The organism is Micromonospora cynarisoli (genome assembly GCF_030518815.1).
Lineage (GTDB): Bacteria > Actinomycetota > Actinomycetes > Mycobacteriales > Micromonosporaceae > Micromonospora > Micromonospora wenchangensis.
Genome location: NZ_CP130426.1, coordinates 3,072,347 through 3,093,932 on the forward strand (window position 1 = coordinate 3,072,347; position 21,586 = coordinate 3,093,932).

20 protein-coding genes are annotated in these 21,586 nt (G+C 73.0%); 1 reads left to right on the forward strand and 19 read right to left on the reverse strand.

Translation table 11 applies throughout. The features are described from left to right. Nucleotides 1-108: 108 nt before the first annotated feature. The 17 genes from Q2K16_RS12695 to Q2K16_RS12775 form a co-directional block, all read right to left on the reverse strand. The gene (locus tag Q2K16_RS12695; protein WP_302745595.1) at nucleotides 109-1,176 is read right to left on the reverse strand and encodes a polyprenyl synthetase family protein; all 1,068 of its coding nucleotides are present in this window, start codon (nucleotides 1,174-1,176) and stop codon (nucleotides 109-111) included. Then, nucleotides 1,173-2,621, reverse strand: a complete 1,449-nt coding sequence (locus tag Q2K16_RS12700) for an alkaline phosphatase family protein (RefSeq protein WP_302745596.1) — start codon at nucleotides 2,619-2,621, stop codon at nucleotides 1,173-1,175. The genes Q2K16_RS12695 and Q2K16_RS12700 overlap by 4 nt, the downstream gene beginning before the upstream one ends. Nucleotides 2,622-2,685: 64 nt before the next feature. Beyond that, nucleotides 2,686-3,894, reverse strand: coding sequence for a metabolite traffic protein EboE (eboE, locus tag Q2K16_RS12705; protein WP_302745598.1), 1,209 nt, complete (start codon nucleotides 3,892-3,894; stop codon nucleotides 2,686-2,688). Then, nucleotides 3,894-4,748, reverse strand: a complete 855-nt coding sequence (locus Q2K16_RS12710; RefSeq protein WP_302745600.1) for a TatD family hydrolase — start codon at nucleotides 4,746-4,748, stop codon at nucleotides 3,894-3,896. The genes eboE and Q2K16_RS12710 overlap by 1 nt, the downstream gene beginning before the upstream one ends. After that, nucleotides 4,749-5,351 (reverse strand): EboA domain-containing protein, encoded by a 603-nt coding sequence (locus Q2K16_RS12715; protein WP_302745602.1) that lies wholly within the window; start codon nucleotides 5,349-5,351, stop codon nucleotides 4,749-4,751. It lies immediately after the preceding gene. 37 nt (nucleotides 5,352-5,388) lie between these two features. Further along, on the reverse strand, nucleotides 5,389-6,321 hold the full coding sequence (locus Q2K16_RS12720) for a sugar phosphate isomerase/epimerase family protein (RefSeq protein ID WP_302745604.1): 933 nt from the start codon (nucleotides 6,319-6,321) through the stop codon (nucleotides 5,389-5,391). Next, the gene (locus Q2K16_RS12725; RefSeq protein ID WP_302745605.1) at nucleotides 6,318-7,232 is read right to left on the reverse strand and encodes an SCO3242 family prenyltransferase; all 915 of its coding nucleotides are present in this window, start codon (nucleotides 7,230-7,232) and stop codon (nucleotides 6,318-6,320) included. The genes Q2K16_RS12720 and Q2K16_RS12725 overlap by 4 nt, the downstream gene beginning before the upstream one ends. Then, the gene (locus Q2K16_RS12730) at nucleotides 7,229-8,377 is read right to left on the reverse strand and encodes an inositol-3-phosphate synthase (protein WP_302745606.1); all 1,149 of its coding nucleotides are present in this window, start codon (nucleotides 8,375-8,377) and stop codon (nucleotides 7,229-7,231) included. The genes Q2K16_RS12725 and Q2K16_RS12730 overlap by 4 nt, the downstream gene beginning before the upstream one ends. Nucleotides 8,378-8,835: 458 nt before the next feature. Further along, a complete protein-coding gene (locus Q2K16_RS12735; RefSeq protein ID WP_302745607.1) occupies nucleotides 8,836-10,044 on the reverse strand; it encodes a Gfo/Idh/MocA family protein in 1,209 nt (402 codons plus the stop codon). A 20-nt stretch (nucleotides 10,045-10,064) separates the two neighbouring features. Then, the gene (locus tag Q2K16_RS12740; protein ID WP_302745608.1) at nucleotides 10,065-11,120 is read right to left on the reverse strand and encodes a substrate-binding domain-containing protein; all 1,056 of its coding nucleotides are present in this window, start codon (nucleotides 11,118-11,120) and stop codon (nucleotides 10,065-10,067) included. A 129-nt stretch (nucleotides 11,121-11,249) separates the two neighbouring features. Then, nucleotides 11,250-12,371, reverse strand: a complete 1,122-nt coding sequence (locus tag Q2K16_RS12745; protein ID WP_302745610.1) for an ABC transporter permease — start codon at nucleotides 12,369-12,371, stop codon at nucleotides 11,250-11,252. Between the two features lie 31 nt (nucleotides 12,372-12,402). After that, on the reverse strand, nucleotides 12,403-13,914 hold the full coding sequence (locus tag Q2K16_RS12750; protein WP_194821123.1) for a sugar ABC transporter ATP-binding protein: 1,512 nt from the start codon (nucleotides 13,912-13,914) through the stop codon (nucleotides 12,403-12,405). A 74-nt stretch (nucleotides 13,915-13,988) separates the two neighbouring features. Continuing rightward, nucleotides 13,989-15,167, reverse strand: a complete 1,179-nt coding sequence (locus Q2K16_RS12755) for an ROK family transcriptional regulator (RefSeq protein ID WP_302745611.1) — start codon at nucleotides 15,165-15,167, stop codon at nucleotides 13,989-13,991. Between the two features lie 353 nt (nucleotides 15,168-15,520). Beyond that, on the reverse strand, nucleotides 15,521-16,501 hold the full coding sequence (locus tag Q2K16_RS12760; protein ID WP_302746458.1) for a YihY/virulence factor BrkB family protein: 981 nt from the start codon (nucleotides 16,499-16,501) through the stop codon (nucleotides 15,521-15,523). Nucleotides 16,502-16,833: 332 nt separating this feature from the next. After that, nucleotides 16,834-17,025 (reverse strand): DUF397 domain-containing protein, encoded by a 192-nt coding sequence (locus Q2K16_RS12765; protein ID WP_302745612.1) that lies wholly within the window; start codon nucleotides 17,023-17,025, stop codon nucleotides 16,834-16,836. Between the two features lie 17 nt (nucleotides 17,026-17,042). Continuing rightward, on the reverse strand, nucleotides 17,043-17,255 hold the full coding sequence (locus Q2K16_RS12770; protein ID WP_302745613.1) for a DUF397 domain-containing protein: 213 nt from the start codon (nucleotides 17,253-17,255) through the stop codon (nucleotides 17,043-17,045). Further along, entirely contained in the window at nucleotides 17,246-18,049 is an 804-nt protein-coding gene (locus Q2K16_RS12775) for a helix-turn-helix domain-containing protein (protein WP_302745615.1), read from the reverse strand. Before Q2K16_RS12775 ends, Q2K16_RS12770 begins: the two co-directional genes overlap by 10 nt. Before the next feature lie 433 nt (nucleotides 18,050-18,482). Between Q2K16_RS12775 and Q2K16_RS12780 the strand changes: the two genes are divergently transcribed. Beyond that, nucleotides 18,483-18,704, forward strand: a complete 222-nt coding sequence (locus Q2K16_RS12780) for a flavin reductase (protein ID WP_302745616.1) — start codon at nucleotides 18,483-18,485, stop codon at nucleotides 18,702-18,704. Nucleotides 18,705-18,921: 217 nt separating this feature from the next. On the opposite strand, the gene Q2K16_RS12785 is transcribed toward Q2K16_RS12780, so the two are convergent. Then, entirely contained in the window at nucleotides 18,922-19,458 is a 537-nt protein-coding gene (locus Q2K16_RS12785; RefSeq protein WP_489671915.1) for a hypothetical protein, read from the reverse strand. Between the two features lie 182 nt (nucleotides 19,459-19,640). Beyond that, nucleotides 19,641-21,524: a DNA primase gene (gene dnaG, locus Q2K16_RS12790; protein ID WP_302745617.1), complete on the reverse strand. Its 1,884-nt coding sequence runs from the start codon at nucleotides 21,522-21,524 to the stop codon at nucleotides 19,641-19,643. Nucleotides 21,525-21,586: the final 62 nt, after the last annotated feature.

Below are 21,586 nucleotides of genomic sequence, written 5' to 3' on the forward strand. Positions count from 1 at the left end.
ACGCCGACCGGCAGCACCGGGACGACCCACCCCGGATGCGAAGCCACATTCATCTGATGAAAGAACGCCCCACGCCCCGGACCGCCACAGGGGCAGGGGCGACGCGGCTCAGTGCTGCCGGTGCACGGCCTGATCGGCCAGGGCGGCCAGCGCGGCGCGGGCCGGCTCCGCCAACGGCACCTGGGCGAGCGCGACCCGGGCGGCGTCGGCCCGGACCCGGATCAACCGCTCGATCTTCTCCCGCGCCCCGGTCGCCTCGATGATCGTCCGCAACTCGGCGGCGCCCGCCGCGTCCAGCTCGGGATTGCCGAACAGGTCCCGCAGCCGGGCGGCCTGGGCCCGGTCGGCGGCGTCGCGGGCCATCGCCATCATCACCGTCGGCTTGCCCTCCCGCAGGTCGTCCAGGATCGACTTGCCGGTCACCGCCGGATCACCGAAGACCCCGAGCACGTCGTCGCGGAGCTGGAACGCGTCGCCCAGCGGGTCACCGAAGTCGACAAGCGCGGCGATCAGCTCCGCCGGGGCCCCGGCCAACGCCGCACCGATCTGCAACGGCCGGGTCACCGTGTACCGGGCCGCCTTCATCCGGATCACGGTGAGCGCGCTGGCCACCGAGCCGTCCCCAACCCCGGACACCAGGTCCAGGTACTCCCCAGCGATCACCTCGGTGCGCATCCGGGCGAAGACCCGGTACCCCTGCCAGATCTGCGCGGAGGTCATCCCGCACTCGTGGAACATCTGATCCGACCAGGCGGCGCACAGATCCCCACAGAGCAGCGCGGTGTTGCGGCCGTACGTCTCCGGGTCACCCCGCCACGCCGAGCGGGTGTGCAGCTCGGCGAAGACCCGGTGCACCGACGGCGCGCCCCGGCGGTGGTCGCTGCCGTCCAGGATGTCGTCGTGGATCAGGGCGAACGCGTGGAACAGCTCCAACGCCGCCGCCGCCACCACGATCGGGCGGTCGTCCACACCGCCGGCCCCCCGCCAACCCCAGTAGCAGAACAGCGGACGCAGTCGCTTCCCGCCGGCCAGCACGAACCGGTGCAGGGCGGAGAAGATGCCGCGCGGGGCACCGTCCGGCCAGTCCGGGCCCTGCCGGTCGAGGAACGCCACCAGCTCCGCGTCGAAGCGGGTGCGCAGCTCACTGGCGTCGGTCGGGGCGGCGGTGAGCGTCACCGCCGCTCCCCCGCGCCCGGCGGGCCGGTCGGAGCCGTCGACGCCCCGTCGGCACCGGCACCCGTTCCCAACCCGGCCAGGTCCAACAACAACGCCTTGACCTCGGTCGCGGCGAAGGTGTCCCGGGCCGGCGACGGGTCGGAGCAGAGCAGCACCGGACCGTCCGCCGGATCGGCCGGCAACCGCCCGTGCGAACCGCGCACCGCCCGCGCCCCGGCGTCCAGACCCACCACGCTCATCAGGTAGCGCATACCGAGCTTCTTACGGGCCAGCGCCACCCCCGCCCGCCGTTTCGCCGCACCCGGCGCGGCCGGGTCGAAGAACAGCTCCGCCGGGTCGTACCCGGGCTTGCGGTGGATCTCCACGTTGCGGGCGAAGTCCGGGGCGCGGTCGTCGTCGAGCCAGTAGTAGTAGGTGAACCAGGAGTCCGGCTCGGCCACCAGCACCAGTTCACCGGCCCGCTCGTGGTCCAGCCCGGCCGCCGCCTTGCCCTCGGCGTCCAGCACCTCGGCCACCCCGGGCAGCCCGGCGCAGAGCTTCGCCACCGCCGCCACGTCCGCCGGGTCCTTCACGTAGACGTGGGCGACCTGGTGGTCGGCGACGGCGAACGCCCGCGACGTCCACGGGTCCAGGTACTCCATGCCGTCCTGGGTGTAGACCCGCAGCAGCCCCTCGGCGCGCAGCAGCCGGTTGACGTCCACCGGGCGGGAGACGTCGGTGATGCCGTACTCGGACAGCGCCACCACCGTCGCGTCGGCAGCCCGCGCGGCGTCCAGCAGCGGGGCGAGCACCGCGTCCAGCTCCGCCGCCGCGGCGGCGGCCCGGGGCGAGGACGGGCCGAAGCGTTGCAGGTCGTAGTCGAGGTGCGGGACGTAGACCAGGGTCAGGTCGGGGGCGTGGTCGGCGAGGATACGCTCGGCCGCCCGGCAGATCCACCGGGACGACGGCAGCCCCGCGCCCGGCCCCCAGTAGGTGAACAGCGGGAAGGTGCCCAGCGCGTCGGTGAGCGTGTCGTGCAGCTCCGGCGGGTCGGTCCAGCAGTCCGGTTCCTTGCGCCCGTCGGCGTAGTAGATGGGGCGGGGCGTGACGGTCCAGTCGACGTCCGCGCCCATCGCGTACCACCAGCAGACGTTGGCCACCGTGTAGCCGGGCTCGACCCGGCGGGCCGCCTGCCACACCTTCTCCCCGCCGACCAGCGCGTGGTGCTGCCGCCACAGCAGCACCTCACCGAGGTCGCGGAAGTACCAGCCGTTGCCGACGATGCCGTGCCCGGACGGCTGTTCACCGGTCAGCAGAGTGGCCTGCGCCGAGCAGGTCACCGCCGGCAGCACGGTCCCCAGTCCGGCGGAGAACCCCTGCTCGGCGACGGCGCGCAGCCGGGGCATGTGGGCCAGCAGCCGGGGGGTCAGGCCGACCACGTCCAGCACCACCAGCCGGCGGCTCATGCCGACACCCCGCTGCGTCCGGCGCGGCGGTGGCACCTCGTCGTGCCGGGTCGGTGGCGCTCGCTCATCGTCGTACTCCCAGGGTCGTCGGGACGGCTCGCCCGGCCGGGGTGAGCCCGAGGGTGACCAGTTCGTCGCGGGCGAAGGCCAGTTCGGCGGCGATGCCCACGGCCAGCTCCGCGTCGGTGCGCGGACGCCGCGCCGCCGGCAGCACCCCCCACGTGTACGTCTCGACGTCCAGGTGGTCACAGCCGGCCGTCGGGCCGGCGAGCAGCGCGGCCAACGCGGCGCGCAACACCGGCAGGGTGGAGGTCAGCGGCGGCTCGGGCGGGGCGTGCAGCGGCACGTGGTAGTGCACCCGCCACGCCCCGGGCAGCCGCGCGGCCAGCGCCGCGTCCAGGTCGTCGGCCGCGTACGCCGGGTCGGCCGGGTCGGCGGCGTGGGCGCAGCCGGCGGTGCGGGTCTGGTGCAGAAAGCGCGGTTCCACCCAGCGGCCCAGCGCCTCGGCGTCGGCGACCGGGTCGGCCGACTCCAGCGCGGCGGAGACCTGCACCTTGACCACCGGCAGCCCGGCGGAGCGCAGCCGGGCCAGCGCCGCGACGGGTTCCTCCCAGGCGCAGGCGAGGTGGGCCAGGTCGAGACAGATCCCGAGGCGTTCCGGGTCGAGGTCGGCCAGGAGCGTGGCGGCCTGCCCGCTGCTCTCCACCACGCAGCCCGGTTCGGGTTCGAAGCCGACCCGCACCACCCGGCCGGTGTCGCGTTCCACCTCGGCCAGACCGGTGGTGAGCGCGTCGAGCCGGCGACGGGACGCCTCGGCGTAGGTCGCGTCCCAGGGGTGCCGCCAGGCCAGCGGCAGGGTGGAGACGGAGCCCCGGGCCGCGTCGTCGGGGAGCAGGTCGGCCAGCACCCGGGCCAGGTCGAGGGTGTAGCGCAGCCGCTGCCCGGTGGTCCAGTCCGGGTGGTACACCGCGCCCTTGACCACCGGGGCCTGGAAGGCCGCGTACGGGAAGCCGTTGAGGGTGACCACCTCCAGCCCCCGGTGGGTCAGCTCGGCGCGCAGCCGGCGGCGGGCGGTCGGGTCGGCGGCCAGCTCGGCGGCGACCGGGGCGGCCAGCCACAGCCCCAGGCCGAGCAGGTCCGTGCCGAGCGCCTCCCGCACCGGCAGGGCGTACGTGTCGAGTTGGGCGAGGATGCCGGCGGTGTCCTCGGCGGGGTGCACGTTGGTGCAGTAGCCGAGATGGACGGTGCTGCCGTCGGCGTGCCGCAGCCGCATCAGTCGCCGCCGCGCAGGATGGAGTTGCCCGCGAAGGTGCCGCTGGTCGGGGTGTCCAGGTCGGTCAGGTCGAGCCGGCCGGACTGCCCGTAGAACTCCACCGGGTTGCGCCAGAGCACCAGGTCGACGTCGTCGTCGGTGAACCCGGCGGCGAGCATCGCCTCCCCGGTGGCCCGGGTCAGCAGCGGGTCGGAACGGCCCCAGTCGGCGGCCGAGTTGACCAGCATCCGCTCGGTGCCGTACGTGCGCAGCAGCTCCACCATCCGCGGCGGCGACATCTTCGTGTCGGGATAGATCGAGAAGCCCAGCCAGCAGCCGCTGTCCCGGGCCAGCTTCACGGTCACCTCGTTGAGGTGGTCCAGGGCCACCCGGCCGGGCGCGATGCCGCTCTCGGCGACCACCGCCAGGCTGCGTTCGACGCCGCGCGCCTTGTCCCGGTGCGGGGTGTGCACCAGGGCCGGCAGGTCGTGGTCGACGGCGAGGGCGAGCTGGGTGGCGAACGCCTCGTCCTCCGCCGGGGTCATGTCGTCGTAGCCGATCTCGCCGACCGCGACCACGGCGTCCTTCTCCAGGTAGCGGGGCAGCAGGTCGAGCACCGGGCGGCAGCGGGGGTCGTTGGCCTCCTTCGGGTTCAGCGCCACGGTGGCGTGGTGCCGGACGCCGAACTGGCCGGCCCGGAACGGCTCCCAGCCGATCAGCGAGTCGAAGTAGTCGGCGAAGGAGGCGGCGCCGGTGCGCGGCTGCCCCAGCCAGAAGGCCGGCTCGACCACGGCACGGACCCCGGCGGCGGCCATCCGCTCGTAGTCGTCGGTGGTCCGCGACGTCATGTGGATGTGGGGGTCGAAGATGCGCATTCACGCCTCCCTGATGGTGAGCCGGTCGAGCAGTGCGGTGGCGTCGGCGGGGAGCTGCCGACCGGCGGCGTGCCGTTCCGCGGCGAGCGCGGCGAGCATGGTGGCCAGTTCCCCGTCGGCGCGGTGGTCCAGGTCGGCGACGACGGCCAGCGGCACCCCGATGAAGACGCACTTGAGCACCGCCTGCCGCCAGGCGTCGCCGGTCAGGTGCCGGGCGTACGGGCCGAGGGCGGCGGCGACCAGCCGGGTGTCGTTGGTGCGGATCGCGTCGTGCAGCAGCGGCACCCCGGCGTCGCCGATCGGCAGCAGCGGCAGGGCCTTGAGCACGGCCCGCTTCTCGGCGGCGTCGCCGTGCCGGTAGACCTGCTCGACCTGGCCGGCGGCCCGGTCGGCGGGCAGGGCGGACAGCAGCAGCGCACGGGCCGCCTCGTCGGCGCTCCAGCCTGGTGCGCCGGGCAGCTCGTGCCGGCCGCACCGGCGGGCGGCTGCCGGGAAGTACCGCGCGACCGTGTCGGGCTCGGCCGCGACGTGCCGCAGCGCGGTGTCCAGCCAGTCGGGATCGGGTGCGCCCTCGAGCGCGGCCCGCAGTCGATCCGGTGTCATCCGTCTTCCCTCCCCAGGTGCGTACGGTCGGCGGTGGTCAGTCCGCCCCGGTGGTGCCGGCGGGCACGGGTGGCGCGCCCGCCGCGAGACCGGCCTGTCGGGCGGCGGTGCGCAGGAAGTCCAGCGACCGGGCGGCCACGGTGGGCGCGGCGTGCGAGTGCCGGGGCAGCTCCACGGCGACGAGTCCCCGGTAGCCGCCGTCGGCCAGCGCCCGCAGCACCGGCGGGAAGTCGATCTCGCCGGTGCCGAACTCCAGGTGTTCGTGCACGCCCCGGCGCATGTCGTCGATCTGCACGTTGACCAGGTGGTCGGCCACCTGGGTCACGCAGTCCGGCACGGTCGCCGACTCCAGGCAGCGGCAGTGTCCGATGTCGAGGGTGATGCCGAAGCGGGCCGGCTCGCCGAGGGCCCGGTGCAGCCACCACCAGCCGGCGATGTCCTCGACCAGCATTCCCGGCTCCGGCTCGAAGCCCAGGGTCACCCCGGCCCGGTCGGCGGCGGCCACCACGGTGGCGCAGCCGGCGACCAGCCGGTCCCGGGCCACCTCCGCAGGGACGTGGCCGGGCCGGACGCCGGCCCAGAACGAGACCGCCTCCGCGCCGAGGTCGGCACCGACCCGCACCGCCCGTTCCAGGAAGTCGATCCGGCCGGCCGGGTCGTCGTGCAGCAGCGTCGGGGCGTGCTTGCGCCACGGGTCGAGCAGGTAGCGGGCGCCGGTCTCGACCACCACGCCGAGGCCCAGCGCGGCCAGCCGGTGCGCCACCGCGTCGACCCGACGGGCCAGCCCCGGCGCGTGCGGGTCGAGGTGGTCGTGGTCGAGGGTCAGCGCGACCCCCTCGTAGCCGAGGTCGGCCAGCACCGTCAGGGCGTCGTCGAGCCGGTGGTTGGCGAAGCCGTTGGTGCCGTAGCCGAACCGGAGCCGCTCCGGGGCCGGCGGATCGGCGGGGGTGGTGGGCGGTGGGGTGGTCATGTCGGGGAGAGCTTCCGGGCCAACCGGCCGCCCAGCGGCGCGGCGAGTGCGACCAGCGTGCCGACCAGCCCGGCGCCGGCCCGGGCGGTGAGTGCGCCCTGCAACGAGGGCAGCCCGGTGATGCCGGCCCCGACGGCGGCCCGGACCCGGCCGGCGGTGGGCTCGGCGGCGACCCGGGCCTGCGCGCCGCCGTACCGGGCGACGTACCAGCCGGCCAGGCCGACCGGCAGCGCGGCGGCGACCGTGGCGGCCAGGGGACGCGGGGACGGCGCGGCGGCCAGGGGACGCGGGGACGCGGCGGTGCGGCGGGGCAGGGTGGTGGCGGCGAGCGCGACCAGGGCGGTGCCGGCGAGGGTACGCCGGGGCAGCGCCGCGTCGGTGCCGGTGACCTCGCGCCGGGACAGGGCGGTGACCGTCCAGGTGTGCGCGGCGACGGTGAGCGCCGCCGGCAGCGCCCGGACCGGCCGCCCGGGAGACGCGCCGAGCAGCACGTCCAGCCCCCGGCAGGCGGCCATCACGGCGGGACCGGCGGCGGTGTTCTTCGCCGCGAGGTCGTACCCCCAGATGGTGGCGGCGAGCGGGAGCGCCACGGCGGCGGCCCGGCGACCGCCCACGGCGGCGGCCAGCCCCAGGCCGGCGGCGGTGAGCCCGGCGGCGACCCCGGCGGCGGCGGCCGGGGTGATCCGGCCGCTCGGGATGGGCCGTTCCGGGCGTTCCTCGGCGTCCAGCCCCCGGTCGGCCCAGTCGTTGGCGGCCATCCCGGCCCAGTAGAGCAGCACCGACGCGCCGGCCAGCCCGGCGGTACGGGGGCCGAGCACCCCGGCCGCCGCCGCCCCGGCCACCAGGTCCCCCGGTACGGACAGCGCGGCCGGTGCCCGGACCAACTCGGCCAGGTCGGCCAGACTGGTCACCCGGCACCGCCGACGTGCAGCTCCCGGGCGAAGTCGACAAGCCGCTGCCACTGCGCGCTCAGCGAGTGGGTGGGCGAGTCGATCGGGTCCTTGAAGAAGAACGCCAGCTCGGGCAGGGGCCCGACCCGGCCGGCGGCGTGTGCTGCGGCGGTGAGCCGGGCCAGGTCGAGCACCAGCGGGGCGGCCAGCGCAGAGTCGCAGCCGTGCCAGGTGAACTCCATCCGCATCCCGGTGCCGAGGAACCCGGCGAAGGTGATCAGATCCCAGGCGGTCTTGAAGTCGCCGAGGTCCTCGACGTAGTCGATCCGGGTGCCGCCCTGCGGCAGGTAGCCGAGCGTCTCGCCGAGGACCCGCTGCTTGCTGTCCACCTTGGCGGCGTTGGCGCCCGGCTCGGCCAGGGTCGCCCCGTCGCCGCCGCCGAGCAGGTTGACCCCGGACCAGGAGCGGACCGCGAGGTTCCGCATCGCGAACATCGGGGCGAGCACCGACTTGACCAGGGTCTCCCCGGTCTTGCCGTCGTGCCCGGCGTACGGCAGGCCGCGCTGGGCGGCCAGTGCCGCGAGCGCCGGCAGGCGCAGCCCGGTGGACGGGGTGAAGTCGACGTACGGGCAGCCCGCCTCGACGGCCGCGTACGCGTAGAGCGAGCTGGGCGGCAGCACCTCGTCGGTGCCGGCGAGGGCGGCCCGCAGGGCGTCCGGGTCGGCGTGGCCGGGGTGCGTGGCGGGGGCCGGTTCGGTGGCGGAGACGTTGACCACCACCACCCGGTCCAGCCGGTGCCGGTCGCGGAACGCGGTCAGCTCGGCGGCGATGGCGGCGGCCCGGTCGGCCTGGCTGCCGCCGGTGGGCGCGGGCCGCAGGTCGTCCTCGACGGCGGTCAGGTCGGCGGCGAGCGCGGCGGCCAGCCGGCCGGGCAGCACCCCGGCGGCGGCGAGCGCCTCGGCCCGCTTGGTCAGCGGGGTGGTGGCCACGTCGTGACCGCCGAAGACCAGGTCGGCGAAGGTGGGCAGGGCGGGCCCGCGCAGGTCGGGAAGTTCGGTGACACAGCCGGTGGGGCCGGTGAGACCCGCCCGCAGGGCGAGGCCCCCGACGATGGCGGTGGTCGCGACGGAGCCGCGCGCTCCCACCAGCCAGACACCCGTTCTCATGGTGCTCCTTCCGTCGGGTGGAAACGTCGCGTCGGTCGAGTCGTACGGTGCGGCGCGGGTGGCCCCGCCCGCCCGGTCGTCCGGGATGGCACCGTGGCACGGCGACGACGTCGGCGGCATCGTCACCGCACCCGGTTCCCGTACGGCGTGCGGGCGGGGCTGGCAGGCAGGGCCGGTTCGGCGTCTCGGCCCTGCCTCCCCGCATCCGGCCGACGGCGGCGGCGCGCCTCCGGCCGGACGAATGTGGTGGTGATCCGGTTTACAGAATCATGTTCATCAATATTTATACAGGCGGCCCTCCGGTGCGACCGGGGAATCCCGGTCCGGCCGCACCGGACGGCCGACGTGCGCGTGCCCCGGGCCGACGGCCCGGCGCACGCCCTCCGTCACCGACCCCGGCCCGACCGCGGGGCGCAACCGCGGCCGGTCCCTCGCCGGTCGGCGGCGGAGGTGGCTGGTCAGACGCCGAGCGCGGCCAGGGCCGGCTCGACGTCGGTCCACTGGGAACCGAGTTCCGCCGAGCGGGTCACCGCATCCAGCACGAGCTGGACCTGCAACGCGTCGGCGAACGACGGGGTCGGGTCGACGCCGGCGGCGACCGCCTCGACGAAGTCGCGCATCTCGTGCGTGAAGGAGTGCTCGTAGCCGATGATGTGACCCGGCGGCCACCACGCCGCCATGTACGGGTGCTCGGCCTCGGTGACCAGGATGCGGGCGAACCCCTGCTCGGCCGTCGGCCGGGTGGCGTCGTAGAACTCCAGTTCGTTGAGGCGCTCCAGATCGAACACCACCGAACCGAGCGAACCGTTGATCTCCACCCGGAGGGCGTTCTTGCGGCCGGTGGCGAAGCGGGTCGCCTCGTACGTGGCCAGTGCCCCGTCGTCCAGCCGGGCCACGAAGATCGCGGCGTCGTCGACGGTGACCGTGCCGGTCGCCGTGGCGTCGCCGTCGACCTCGGCGGCCAGGCCACTGGACGCGCCCGGCAGCGGACGCTCCTTGACGAACGTCTCGGTCACGGCGCTGACCCCGGTGATCCGTTGCCCGGTCACGTACTGGGTCAGGTCGATGATGTGCGCCCCGATGTCACCGAGGGCACCGGAGCCCGCCTTGTCCTTCTCCAGCCTCCAGACCAGGGGGAACTGCGGATCGACGATCCAGTCCTGGAGGTACGTCGCGCGGACGTGCCGGATCGTCCCGAGCCGTCCTTCGGCGACGAGCTGTCGCATCAGGGCGACGGCGGGCACCCGGCGGTAGTTGAACCCGCACATGGACCGGACCCCGGCGGCTGCCGCGGTGGCCGCGGCGGCGGTCATCGCCCGCGCCTCGTCCACCGTGTTGGCCAGCGGTTTCTCGCAGATCACGTGCTTGCCGGCGGCGAGCGCGGCGAGGGCGATCTCGGCGTGGCTGTCACCAGGTGTGCAGATGTCGACCACGTCGATGTCGTCCGAGTTGACCAGGGCACGCCAGTCGGTGGTGTGCGCGTCCCAGCCCAGCCGGTCGGCTGCCTCGGCGACCTTCGCGGCGTCCCGGCCGCAGATCTTCGCCATCCGAACCCGGGCGGGCAGGTCGTACACCCGGTTCACGGTGCGCCACGCCTGTGAGTGCGCGGCGCCCATGAACGAGTACCCGATCATGCCGATCCGGAGTTCGCTGTCGTGAGTGGACAAGGTGGGTCTCCCCCCGTGTATCAGAACCCGAGCTTGAGGTAGTTGCTCGCGTTCTCCTTGGTGATCGTCTCCGAGGCGAGCACGATCTCCTTGGGCACCTGGAGTTCCACCAGGTCGGACATGCCCTTGCCCTGGGCGATGAGGCGGGCCAGGGAGATGGCCGAGGAGGCCATCGACGGGCTGTAGGTCACGGTCGCCTTGAGCACCGTGTTGTCGGCCTGGATGTCCTCCATGGCCTTCTTCGAGCCGGCGCCGCCGACCATGAAGAACTCCTTGCGGTTGGCCTGGTTGACCGCGGCCAGGACACCGATGCCCTGGTCGTCGTCGTGGTTCCAGACCGCGTCGATCTTCGGCAGGGCCTGGAACAGGCCGGTGGCCGCCTGCTGGCCGGAGTCGGCGGTGAACTCCGCCGGCCGCCGGTTGGCCACCTTGAACCCGGCCGTGGCCAGGGTGTCGGCGAAGCCCTTGGACCGCTGCTGGGTCAGCTCCAGCGAGTCGATGCCGGGGATCTCACCGATGACCGGGTTGCTGACGCCCTTGGCCTTGAGCTGCGCCACGATGAAGTTCGCGGCGGCCACGCCCATGCCGTAGTTGTCGCCCATGATCTGCAGCCGGTAGGCCAACGCGTCGGGGAACGCCCGGTCCAGGTTGACCACCGGGATGCCGGCCTTCATCGACTCCAGGCCGAACGCGTTGAGCTCCTTGCCGTCGTGCGGCAGCACCACGATGACGTCCGGCTTCTGCGCGACCAGGGTGGACAGCGCCGCCCGCTGGGCCGCCGCGTCCGCGCCGGCCTCGACGGTCTTGAAGTCCACGTCCGAGTACGCGCCGGCCTGCGCCTTGGCGTTGTTGGTGATGGCGGCGATCCAGCCGTGGTCGGCGGCGGGGGCGGAGAAGCCGATGGTGACCTTCTTGCCGGGGGCGGCGTTGCCGCCCGCGGCGTTGTCGGCCGCCTTGGTCTGCGCCGCGGTCGGTGTGGACTCGTTGCTGGTGCAACCGGCGAGGAGCACACCGGCGCCGACCGCCGCGCCGCCGAAGAGCAACCGGCGACGGGACAGGTCACGGGGCTGGGTCATGACGACCTCCAGGAAATGACTGATGGTGGGGGTGAAAAAGGTTGTGCTGATCCCGGCCACCGTCGGTGGCCGCCGGAATGCGGTGATGCGGAGGGTCGGGACGCGCCCGGTGGGGCGACGCGTCCGGGGTCAGGCGGGGGTGGTCAGCCTGTTACGGCTGAGGAACTGGGTGACGCTGCGGAACTGCACCTGCTGGATCAGGACGGCGCCGACGATGATGCCGCCCTTGACCATGTTCTGGGCCTCGGTGGACAGGCCGTTGATGGCGAAGAGGTTGGTGATGGTGGAGAAGATCAGCACCCCGAGCAGGGAACCGATGATCGTGCCCCGGCCACCGCTGAGCAGCGTGCCGCCGATGATGGCGGCGGCGATCGCGTCCAGCTCGTAGAGGTTGGCCATGGCCGCCTGGGCGGAGTTGGCCTGCGCGGTCAGCATGATCGCGGCGATGCCGCAGCACAGCCCGGACAGCGCGTAGAGCAGCAGGGTGTGCCGCCGGACGTTGATCCCGGCGAGTCGGGCCGCCTCCGGGTTGCCGCCGACGGCGACCGTACGCCGGCCGAAGGTGGTGCGGTTGAGCAGCACCCACCCGGCGGCGACCACGGCGGCGAGGATGTAGACCAGCAGCGGGATGCCGAGCACCTCGGTGCTGGCGATGCCGTTGATGAAGGAGTTGCTCGACACCTGGGTCTGCTTGCCGGAGATCTGGGCGGCCAGACCCCGGGCGGCGACCATCATGGCCAGCGTGGCGATGAACGCCACCAACCGCCCGTACGAGATGAGAATCCCGTTGACCAGGCCGACCGCCACGCCTACCACGATCGCCGTGAAGATCATGCCGCCCGCGCCGTAGCTCTGGGTCGCGACCGTGGTCGCCCACACCCCGGCGAGGGCGACGATCGCGCCGACCGACAGGTCGATGCCGCCGCCGATGATCACGAAGGTCATCCCGACGGTGACCACCCCGACCACCGAGGCGAGCTTGAGGATGGTCAGCGTGTTGCCCCACACCCAGTCCGGGTTGGAGTAGAGATCCCAGCGGGTCGCGGCACCGATCACGATCAGCACCACCAGCACGCCGATCAGGCCGAGGTTACGCTTCGCGCCCTCGCCCCCGTCGCCGCTCCAGAAGGACAACCCGCCCGTCCTCGGCTTCTCCTTGAGCGACGCCGTCACGGCCGGGTCCACCGGCGGCGACTGCGCCGGCAGGTCCGCCGGCCGGTCCGGCGTCGCGGTCCCGGTCGACTCACTCATGCCGTCACCTCGTTATGTCCACTGCGCTCGCTCATGCCGGCGCGCCTTCCATCAGAGACCCCGCCATGACGAGGTCGAGCACGGTGTTCTCGTCCAGTTCGCCGGCGGGCGCCTCGCGCACCATCCGGCCCTCCCGCATCACCAGCACCCGATCGGCCAGGCCGAGCACCTCGGGCACCTCGCTGGAGACCAGCAGCACGCCGACCCCCTGGGCGGCCAGGCCGCGGATCACCCGGTACAGCTCGGCACGGGCCCCCACGTCCACCCCCCGGGTCGGCTCGTCGAGCAGCAGCAACCGGGTGTCGCCGAGCAGCCAGCGTCCGACCACCACCTTCTGCTGGTTGCCGCCGGAGAGGGTGCGTACCGCCCGGCGCACGTCGTTGGGCCGGAGCTGGAGGTCGTCGGCGATCCGCTCCGCCTCGGCCCGCTCCCGCCCGGCGTTGGTGAAGCCGAGGCGGGCGTACCGGGTGAAGGTCGCCAGGGTGACGTTGCGGTGGATCGGCTCGCCGAGCAGCAACGCCTGGCTCTTGCGTTCCTCGGGGGCCATGCCCATGCCGGCCCGGACCGCCGCGCCGACGCTGCCCGGCCGCAGGGTCCGACCGCCCATCCGGATGGTGCCGGACTCGGCACGTCGGGCCCCGTAGATCGTCTCCAGCAGTTCCGAGCGGCCGGAGCCGACCAGCCCGGCGATGCCGACGATCTCACCGGGGCGGACGCTGAGCGAGACGTCGGCGAACTCGCCGGTCCGGCTCAGCCCGTCGACCCGCAGCAGCTCGTCGCCGGTGGCCGGCGCGGTCGGGCGGTCCGGGAAGACGTACTCGATGGTCCGGCCGGTCATCCGGGCGACCAGGTCGCGGGTCGGGGTGTCGCGGGCCGGCAGGTTCGCCGCGGTGGTCCGGCCGTCCTTGAGTACGGTGACCCGGTCGCCGATCTCGCGGATCTCCTCCATCCGGTGCGAGATGTAGATGACCGCGATGCCCTGGGCGGTGAGTTCCCGGATGATCCGGAAGAGGTTGTCCACCTCGTCGTGCGCCAGCACCGCGCTCGGCTCGTCCATGATGATCAACCGGGCCTCGTGGGACAGCGCCCGGGCCATGCTGACCACCTGCTTGCCGGCGGCCGGCAGCGCGCGCACCATCCGGCCGGGCGGGATCTCGCCGTGGCCGAGCCGGCTCAGGATCTCCCGGGTACGCCGGGCCATCAGCCCGCGCCTGACGAAACCGGCGACCTTCGGCTCGTGACCGAGGAAGGCGTTCTCGGCGACCGACAGGTCCTCGACCAGATCGAGTTCCTGGTAGATGGTGGCGATGCCGGCGCGCATGGCGGCCTGCGGGTTGGCGAAGTGCGCCGGTTCGCCGCGCCATTCCACCTGCCCGGAGTCGGGGCGGTGCACCCCGGCGAGCACCTTGATCAGGGTGGACTTGCCGGCGCCGTTCTGCCCGAGCAGGCAGTGCACCTCACCGGCCCGTACCTCCAGCTGCACGCCGTCGAGGGCGCGGACGCCGGGGAAGGTCTTGACCACGTCGGTCAGCCGGAGCACCACCTCACCGGCGACGGTGTCGGCGGGCGCCTCGACCAGCGGGGCATTGTCCCCGGTGGGGGAGGTCGGTTCCTTGCTCACGATGCCTCCCCGAAGGCGACGTCGCTGGCGAGGACGGCCGCGCCGGCCACTCCGGCGCGCGGTCCCAGCTCGGACAGGACGACCGGCAGGTTGCCGGTGGCCAGCGGCAGCGAACGGCGGTAGACCACGCTGCGGATCTCGGCGAGCAGGATGTGCCCGAGGTGGGCCAGCCCGCCACCGATGACGATCATCGACGGGTTGGTGAAGCTGACCAGCCCGGCCAGCACCTGCCCGACCCGGCGACCCCCGTCGCGGATGAGCTGGATGCAGGTGACGTCGCCCTCGATCGCCGCCTCGGCGACGTCGCGGGCGGAGACCGCGCCCCGGGCGGCGAGCCGCTCGGCCAGCGCCGGCGAGGTACCGGTACGCGCCGCGACGGCGGCCTCGCGGGCCAGTGCCGCCCCACTGAACACGGCCTCCAGGCAACCGGCGTTTCCGCAGGTGCAGGCCGGTCCGCCGGCCTCGGCCTGAATGTGCCCGATGTCGCCGGCGCAGCCGTCGGTGCCCCGGTAGACCTCGCCGCTGAGGTAGATCCCACACCCTATTCCGGTGCCGATCTTGACGAAGAGGAAGTCGTCGACCGAGTGGGCCACCCCGCCGTGCCGCTCGCCGATCGCCATGATGTTCACGTCGTTGTCGACCACCGCCGGGCACCCGTGCTCCCGGCTGATCAGCTCGCGTACCGGGTAGCGGTCCCAGCCCGGCATGATCGGTGGCGAGACCGGCACCCCGTCGCGGAAGCTGACCGGGCCGGGCAGGCCGATGCCGACGCCGTTGAGCCGCTCGTACGCCCCGTCCACCCGGGCCTTGTGCAGCAGGTCGTTGACCCGGTGCAGGATGGCCTTCGGGCCGGAACGGATGTCGGCCGGCTCGGCGTACGCGGCGATCGGTTCGAGCCGCCCGTTGACCACCTCGACGTCGATCGAACTGGCACCCATGTCGATGCCGGCGAACCGCAGGTGGGGGTTCAACTCGACGAGTGTCGACCGGCGTCCGCCCCGGGAGGCGGCCAGTCCGGCCTCGGCCACCAGACCCAACCCGACCAGCCGTTCCAACTCGGCGAGGAGCCGGGGCCGGGGCATCTGCAACCGGTCGCCCAGCTCGGCCCGGGACGCTGGCCCCTCGTCACGGAGCAGCCGTAACAGCTGCACGTGCAGGGAATCTGCCGTCCGCACGGGACTCACCTCCGCCTCAGGGTTCACATTGACGTCACGCCGTTGTGTTGTGGTCGACACAGTAGGAGACTTCCGTGGCACGTGTCCATAGCTTCGGTCGTTCCTCCGACAACTTTCGTCCGAACGAACAAAAGCTACTAGTCGATCAAGAAAAGGTTGACAGACCGAGAAATCTCCGCAACGACCTGCTACCGACGCCGGGGAGCCGCCGCCCGTCAGGTCCGGAGCGGGCGGGGGAAGCATTACCGGATCGCACCCGGACATGACAAGACCCCGCCCCGCCACGGTCGACGCGGCAGGGCGGGGTCGGCAGGTCCGACGGGCCTCCCGAGGGGTGGCCCGTGTGAGGCGGGTCAGCGGCCGGGGGCGGCGTTGCGCTTCTTGCGCAGCTTGCGGTCGTCACGCAGTTCGACGTACGGCTCCTCGTCCGGGTCGTGGCCGGCGGAGATCGCCCGGCCCCGCTCCAACTCGGCGTCGAACTCCGCACCGAGCAGGATCGCGATGTTGCTCAGCCAGAGCCAGACCAGGAAGATGATCACGCCGGCCAGCGCCCCGTAGGTCTTGTTGTAGGACCCGAAGTTGCTGACGTACAGCGCGAAGAGGCCCGAGACCAGCAGCCAGAGCAGCACCGCCAGCACGCCACCCGGGCTGACCCAGCGGAACCCGCCGTGCCTGGCGTTCGGCGACGCCCAGTAGAGGATCGCGAACATCAGGCTGACCAGCACCAGCAGCACCGGCCACTTGGCGATGTTCCACACCGTCACCGCCGTCGAGCCCAGCCCGATGGCGCTGCCGGCCTGCTCGGCGAGGCCACCGGTAAAGACCACGATCACCGCGGCGGCGAGCAGCAGCACCCCCACCAGGGCGGTCACCCCGAGCCGGATGGGCAGCGTCTTCCAGACCGGCCGCCCCTCCGGCACGTCGTAGATGCTGTTCGAGGCCCGCATGAACGCGCCCACGTAGCCGGAGGCCGACCAGAACGCCGCGACCAGACCGATGACGGCGGCGACGCTGGCCAGCCCACCCGACTGGCCGGCCTGGTCGATCGCGGTCTCGATGATGGTGCGGATGTTCTCCTCCGGCACCACCTGCCCGACCGTGTCCCGGACCCCGCTCGTGGCCCGCTCGCCGAGCAGCCCGAGGATCGAGATCAGCACCAGCATCCCGGGGAAGATCGACAGCACCCCGTAGTAGGTCAGCGCGGCGGCCCAGTCGGTCAGGCTGTCCTCCTGGAACTCCCGACCGGTGCGCTTGAGCGCCGCCCTCCAGTCCGCCCGGTGCAGGTCGGTCGGGCTGTCCGGGCCGTCGTCGGGACCGACAGGCCGGGTGCCCATGTCGGCCTCCCGCCGGCCGCCGCGCCGCCGGTCACCTGACACCGGCCCGCCGGACACGGGCTCACCGGACGGGCGGTCAGCGGACCGCCGGTCACCCGACCGGTCCCGGTCGTGCCGGGCTGCGGTCACGGTGGCCGCGTCGTCGCGATCGGCGTGGGTCTCGTCGGAGGCCATCGCCCCTCCTCGGGGATCTGCGGATGTCGCCCTCCGACATGCCCCGCCACAGCCGTCGCCTAACCCCCGGCCGCCGGCAGAGGTGACGACGGGCACTCCCCCGCCGCCGGGCGTGCCTGCATCGACCTGATGTCCGGCCGCCGTTTCCCGCAGTCCCGCTAAGCCTTCCTTGCCGTTCCGGCGACGAATGCCCGCCAAGCGTACGGGTCGAAGGCCGGCACCGGCCCACCCGGGTCCTTGGAATCCCGCACCATCACCACGCCGGAAAGGTCGTCGGCCACCTCGACGCAGGCACCACCGCCGCCATTGCTACGGGTGCTCTTGCGCCACCGGGCACCGTTCAGATCCATGTTTCCGCCGCGCTCTGTCAGTTCGAGGTGGTGCCGTTGCCATGGTGCCTCACGACTCCCGCCACAAAATCCCGCCACGTGTCGGGGCCAAAGGCCAGCACCGGTCCACCCGGATCCTTGGAATCACGCACGGCCACCACGCCGGACAGGTTGTCGGCCACCTCGACGCAGGCCCCACCCTGCCCGTTGCTGCGGCTGCTCTTGCGCCACCGGGCACCACTCAGTTCCATGTCTCCGCCATTTCCGCCATCAACTCAAGAGACTGCTGCTGCGACAGTGCCTCGCCCCGGATCGACTCCCACACCTCGACCATCTGCCGCAGAAAGTCGGAACGGTCGACTACCTGCCCGTGGAGCTGACCTTCCTGGTAGACGACATCCTCCCCCTGCGGAGAGGTGGCGATCACGAAGGGGCCGTTGATGCCAGGGTACGCGCCGGCAGTTTGCGGGACGACCTGGATGCGGACCCGGGGAAGCGCCGAGCCAAGCTTCACCAGGTGATGCAGTTGCTCACGCATGACCTCCGATTCTCCAATGCGGCGACGCAGCACATACTCGTCAATGACTGCAGTGAGCAGCGGTGGCCGGTCGCGGGAGAGGACGGCCTGACGATCCAGCCGAGCCGTCACCTGCTGCTCGATCTCGTCAGGTGCGAACAGCCCACCGCCGGACAGCAGCGCATGGGCATAAGCCTCGGTCTGCAACAGGCCCGGCACGCAGATCGGTTCGAACCAACGCAGCGCGGTCGCCTCGTACTCGATGCCGGCCCAGTCCCGCGCCCACGGCACCACGGTTTCCCGGCTGATCCGGCGTTGGATTCGTTCGAAACGGCCGTCGGTGGTGAACACCGTGTCGCAGCGGCGGGCGAAGTCCAGGCTGGGCCGACGTTCGCAGGTCTCCACCTTGGCGACCAGGGCACCCGAATAGCTCAGCGCCTCGGCCAGCGCCGCCTGGGACATGCCGTGGGCAGTCCGGGTGAGCCGCAGTTCCTCCGCGAAGTGGTCCAGCATGGACGAGCGTTCCACCAGACAGCCTCCGTACATTGTCGGACCGCTCGGGCTCGACCGGCCCACGCCTGCGTCGTCGGCCCGGCGGACCTCCCACCGTAGCGGCGCAATCAACAGACTGTCACCCAGCGGGACCGTTCCCGGGATCGGACGGTGGGCGGAACCAGGCCGGGAGCGTCCGTCGGTGTCGTCGGCGGGCGCTCCCCTCCAGCATCGACGGAGGCTCGACCATGCGACAGTTTCTCGGATCGCGCTGCGGATTCCCGGGGCACCCCGGCCCCTGTGCCGGCGGACCGGGTCGGCCCGAGCCGGGCCACGGCGGGTCGGGGCGCGGCCGCCCGACCTGCGGTGATCCCGGCCGGGGCAGGTCGGGCGGTGTCCGTTCCAACCGGGTCGGGCCGGGTGGGAACGTGCGGGCGGGTCGGCGCTGATGCCCCGATACCGTCCCCACGTGGCCGCCCGCCCCTCCTGGCGGTGCCGGGTGTGCGGGGCGGCCTGGCCGTGCTCCCCGGCCCGGCTGGCACTGCTCGGCGAGTACCGCGAGGATCGCACCGCCCTGCTGGTCTACCTGGGCCTCCTGTTGGGCGAAGCCATGGACGACCTCGCCAGCCTGCACGGCGTCGCGCCACCCGGCCTCACCGACCGCATCGTCACCTGGGCACGGTCCCGGTAACCCGACCACCCCGGCACACCTCGCCCGCCGACCGGCGACGCACGGTTCGCGGACATCTTGGGTGGAGATCGATCGCAACGTCGGCGACAGAGCGGTATCGCCGCGACCTGATGCCGCTGTATCGGCCCCACTGTGTCGATCATGACCTGACGTGGCGGGATCTTGGTGGCGAACGGCCCCCGGAAGGGCCGCAATCTTCCACGACCAGGCCGAGGGCTCAGAGGTCGGCGGGGGCGGTGGCGGCGCGGGCGGCGGCGACGAGCCGGTCGGTTTCGGCGCACACCTCGTCGGCGTCGACCGGGGTGCCGGGGTCGTAGCGGACCGTCCAGGTCAGACCGTCCGCCCCGGCCACCCGCCGGGCCGCGATCCGCCCCGAGCCGCCGGGCACCGGGTGCTGCTGGGTGTACGCCACCGAGCGGGTCACCCGGGCCCGCACCTGGTGCGGCAGGTCACCCGGATCGAGCAGCAGGTACGTCTCGGCGGGACCGTCGGCGACCACCAGGTAGCCGTCCCGCTCGGCAACCGTCGCGGCCGGGGTGACAGTCAGCTCCCGCCCGGACCAGACGGCCTTGAGGATGTCGTGCCAGCCCAACCGCTCCCCCCGGCCCGGCAGCCAGAGCCCGAGGTTGGTGGCCACCAGCACCCCGTCACCGGCAGCACCACCACCGGTGCCGGCCGACGCCCCGGCGACAGCCGACGCCCCGGCACCGACGGACGTGCCGTCAGCGACGGAACCCTCGTCGACGGCGGACACGCGGTCAGTGGCGGACACGCCCTCAGTGGGCGGCGCACCGTCGGCGGCGGACACCCGGCTGGTAGGCGGCGCGCCGTTACTGCCGCCGTTGCCCGTGGCGGCCCAGGCCAGGACGCGCTCACCGGCGGCCAGGGGCGGGCGGGCGGCGGACGGCACCCTGCGTTTGCGGCCGAACAGTCCCATCAGAGTCCTCCCGCGGCCTGCTCGCGTAGGGCCCGCGCGTGCTGCTCCAGCGAGAGCAGTTCCCCGAAGAGGGCGAAGTACTCGTCCTTCTGGGTGACCGGGTTGATCCGTTGGATCTTGGACTTGAGGTCCCTGATCCGGGCGGTCACCGAGCCCCACTGCAACCGCGCCATGGTGATCGAGACGTACCTCGGGTCGGGCTCGCCGTCGAGCCGCAGCGGTTCCACGGCCAGCTCGCCGACCAGGGCCTGGGCGGCCAGGTCGGTGCAGGCGTCCCGGACCGCCTCGATCCACACCGCGCCACCGGCCGCGACGGCCACCCCGCCCGCCGCCGCGATCGCGGTACGCACCGCGACGTGCACCGGGTGCCGGTACTCGGCGGCCTCGACCGCGTCGAACATCGGGCCGGCGAGGACGGGCTCCTGGAGGGCGAGCTTCAACGCCTCCCGCTCGACCATCGACTCCGGACTGTCCACGGCGGGCCCGGCCGGCCGGGCCCGACCCCGGGGCGGGGCGGGGGCCTCCCGCTCACCGGGAGCATGGGCGGCGGCCAGCACCGCCCGCTGCACCGGCTCGATCTCCATGCCGAGGTCACCGGCGAGCTTGCGGACGTACTCGGGACGCTTCTCCAGGTCCTTGATCTTGGCAACCAGCGGGGCGGCCCGGCGCATCGCCTCCACCCGGCCGTCCACCGTGTCCAGGTCGTACCGGTTGATGACGTGCCGCAGGGCGAAGTCGACGAGCGGCTCGCGGCGGGCCACCAGGTCACGGATCGCCAGGTCACCCTTTGCCAACCGCAGGTCACACGGGTCCATGTTGTCCGGGCTGACCGCGATGAAGGTACGCCCGACGAAGCGCTGGTCGTCCTCGAAGGCGCGCAGCGCGGCCTTCTGCCCGGCCGCGTCCCCGTCGAACGTGAAGATCACCTCACCGGCCACCGCGTCGGTGTCGAGCAGCAGCCGACGCAGCACGCCGATGTGGTCGGTGCCGAAGGCGGTGCCGCAGGTCGCCACGGCGGTCGGCACCCCGGCCAGGTGGCAGGCCATCACGTCGGTGTAGCCCTCGACGACGACCACCCGGCCCTGCTTGGCGATCTCCCGTTTGGCCTGGTCGATGCCGTAGAGGACGTGCGACTTCTTGTAGATCGGCGTCTCGGGGGTGTTGAGGTACTTCGGGCCGTCGTCCTCGTCGAAGAGTTTCCGCGCGCCGAAGCCGATCACGTCACCGGCGATGTCCCGGATCGGCCACATCAGCCGGCGGCGGAACCTGTCGATCAGGGTGCCCGAGCGCGACGGCCGGGACAGCCCACCGGTGACCAGCTCGTCGTGGCTGAACCCCTGCTGGCGCAGGTGCTTGGTGAGCAGGTCCCAGGCGTCCGGGGCGAAGCCGCAGCCGTACCGCTGCGCGGCGGCCCGGTCGAAACCGCGCCGGGCCAGGAACTCCCGCGCCGGACGCGCGCCGGCCGTGGTGAGCTGCGCCTGGTAGAACTCCACGGCGGCGGTGTGCGCGGCCACCAGCCGCTGCTTCTGCCCCTGCTGAGGGCGGGTCCGGGGGGCCGACTGGTCGTTCTCGACGTACCGCAGCTGGATGCCGGCGCGGTCGGCGAGCCGCTCGACGGACTCGACGAAGCTGAGATGCTCGGCGTCCATCAGGAACTTGATCGCGTCGCCGCCGACCCCGCAACCGAAGCAGTAGAAGACGTTGCGGGCCGGCGAGACGTTGAACGACGGGCTCTTCTCGTCGTGGAACGGGCACAGGCCCTTGAGGTTGCCGCCACCTGCCGACTTCAGGGTCACCGTGTCCGAGATGACCTCGGCGATGGAGGTGCGCTCGCGGACCAACGCGATGTCCTCGTCCCTGATCCGCCCAGCCACCGACGCCACCTCCTCAGGGCTACATCCTGCCCTGCCGCACCGACGATCCGGCGTCGGGGGGACGCCGTGTG